This is a genomic window from Bacillus sp. J33, assembly GCF_000518885.1.
Classification (GTDB): Bacteria; Bacillota; Bacilli; order Bacillales; family Cytobacillaceae; genus Cytobacillus.
This window is the reverse complement of record NZ_JAEL01000188.1, coordinates 1-2,151: the sequence shown is the minus strand read 5'-3', so window position 1 is coordinate 2,151 and position 2,151 is coordinate 1. Positions and strand designations below refer to the sequence as shown.

Genomic DNA, 2,151 nt, shown 5'->3' with positions numbered 1-2,151 from the left:
GGACATTGAATAAGCTTCCCTGACCTGGCACCGCACGAAGGAAATGCGGTAGCATTTTCGAGGATCAAGTGCCCTCCGCTCCAATCAACTCAGTTCACTAACCTTAGTTGGCCCTTAAAAGCAACAAACTTTACGAAAATAGCGTAAATTGAAACAGGAAACATCTTCCTGTTAGGATCTTTAGTCCAAGTCAATGAAGGTGTAATGATTCCAGTAATCCACACAGTATTGAAGATGCCCCTTATATGATTATATATAAAAATTCGCGATTATTTGCATGAATCCTTTAAAATTAACGGAATATTCAATAATAGTAATAATTTATAAATCCAATAGATAACTAGTAGACCTATTGGCAGTTTAATTTCATTTGCTGCAGAAAAAACTGTTTAGAATATTCCGGATAATCTATAAAATAGATAATAAGAATTAAAAAGGAGAGATTTTATTTGGAAAGCCAGGATCGATTAATTAGTTCATTTAGCGAGATCAATTTACAAGAGTATCGAATGCCGATCATCTGTATTTTTTCAAGTCCAAAAGATTATCAGGGAATGTTTGTGGCAAGGGTTTTTGATGTAGATCAGCCGACTGACTACATCCTGATGAGAACAAATCTAGAGGCGATCAGAAAGGAAATTCCGAATGGATTTTCTTTGGTGCCAAGGTCAGAAACAGATGACCCAAGAGTGGTTGAGACTTGGATTTGAATTCGTAAAAACCATACATATTAAAAAAACCCATTTCGAGGGAAATGGGTTTTTTTAAGTGGCTCTGTTAAATGGGCCTGTTGATTTTCGTACCAGGCGCTCGCTTTCCGCGGGCGGTCCGACGCTCCTCGGCGCATTCGCGCCTGTGGGGTCTCCCTTTGACTCGCTCTCCCGCAGGACTTTGAATAAGCTTCCCCGAGTTAACACCGCACGAAGGAAATGCGAAAGCATTTCCGAGGATCTCGCGCCTTCCGCTCCAATCAACAGGGTGCCAAAATCAATATTATAAACACAGCAGATTAATCAAATATACAAAATTAGAATCGTACAAAGTGTACCCTGCTAATCTCTCTAGAGGGCAAATTAGGTGTGTTGTTTTCCATTTGAAGACAAAGATGAGTTTTTGGACGGGTTTATTAAGGGAAGTTAACAGTCTATTTACAAATCGGTGAACACCCGATGGTTCGACATATTTTTAAGTTTCACTTGTTATAATGGCATTATTTTAGAGGAAGGGGGCTGAAACTGCTAATAATATAGGGATTGAAAACGACTTGGAGGCTTGGAAAAATAAGTGATTTTCTGGCAGCAGTCTTGGATATGGATGCAGCAGCAAGAAGACGATCCACCTTGGGAAAAGCAACTTGACATTGTTTTTAAAAAATCCAAGTCAAACCGATTTTGAGGAGGAACCATGATGGAGATATTACTTTATATAGGTACATATCTTTCCGTTTCACTTGCTCTTGGCTGGCTGATTACCATTGCTTTTAATCTGTTTGTAGAATAGAGTACCATGTCTGTATATTGGGGAAGCTCGCTAATTGCTTGCATTCGAAGAAGTTTCAATAGAATCCCAGAAATGTACTCCATCATTCGGTAACATACAGAGGATTTCTAAAATGGGCGGGCAATGAATTTGCCACAAACTCATATGTACCTGAGACTTACAAAATCCATCTAACAGCTACTTTTGTGCACTTTAATAATGTGTTACGTTTCTTCAGTTAATCTTTAATATCCAGGGAGGGAACTGATATGTGGATTCTAACCCTTTTTTTGCAAGACAGAATTAAAATGTTCGAGTATGACAATAAGGATGAAGCCAGAGGGGAATTTGAAAGAGCAGATGGATGCAAGATCCTTTCTGAGATCATCCATTACAAGGACTTTGAAAAAAGTGGAACGTAATAAAAGAAGATGTCAGAAACTCCCGCTGGAAAAATGAAGAGTGAGATAAAGTTAATCTTTATTGCTATCCTAAGATAGTTAAAAGGCCTTCAATTGAGAAGGTCTTTTACTTTTCTGCCAAAGCTTCAATTTAAATATAGGCTCTGTTAAATTTCCCTGTTGATTTCAGCACGAGGCACTCGCTTTCCGCGGGCGGTCCGACGCTCCTCGGTGCATTCGCACCTGCGGGGTCTCCCGCTGACACGCTTCT

The 2,151-nt window shown here is 39.4% G+C and carries 2 protein-coding genes; both read left to right on the top strand.

Annotation, left to right across the window (positions count from 1 at the left end):
• Positions 1–449 precede the first annotated feature (449 nt).
• Positions 450–710: a hypothetical protein gene (locus L634_RS0128495; RefSeq protein WP_026585303.1), complete on the top strand. Its 261-nt coding sequence runs from the start codon at positions 450–452 to the stop codon at positions 708–710.
• A gap of 1,038 nt (positions 711–1,748) precedes the next feature.
• Complete coding sequence (locus tag L634_RS34075) at positions 1,749–1,901, top strand: hypothetical protein (RefSeq protein WP_198029844.1); 153 nt, start codon at positions 1,749–1,751, stop codon at positions 1,899–1,901.
• Positions 1,902–2,151 lie beyond the last annotated feature (250 nt).

Bases quoted from the DNA above. Each gene is read 5' to 3' on its own strand.
- L634_RS34075 (WP_198029844.1), top strand. From the start codon at position 1,749: ATGTGGATTCTAACCCTTTTTTTGCAAGACAGAATTAAAATGTTCGAG.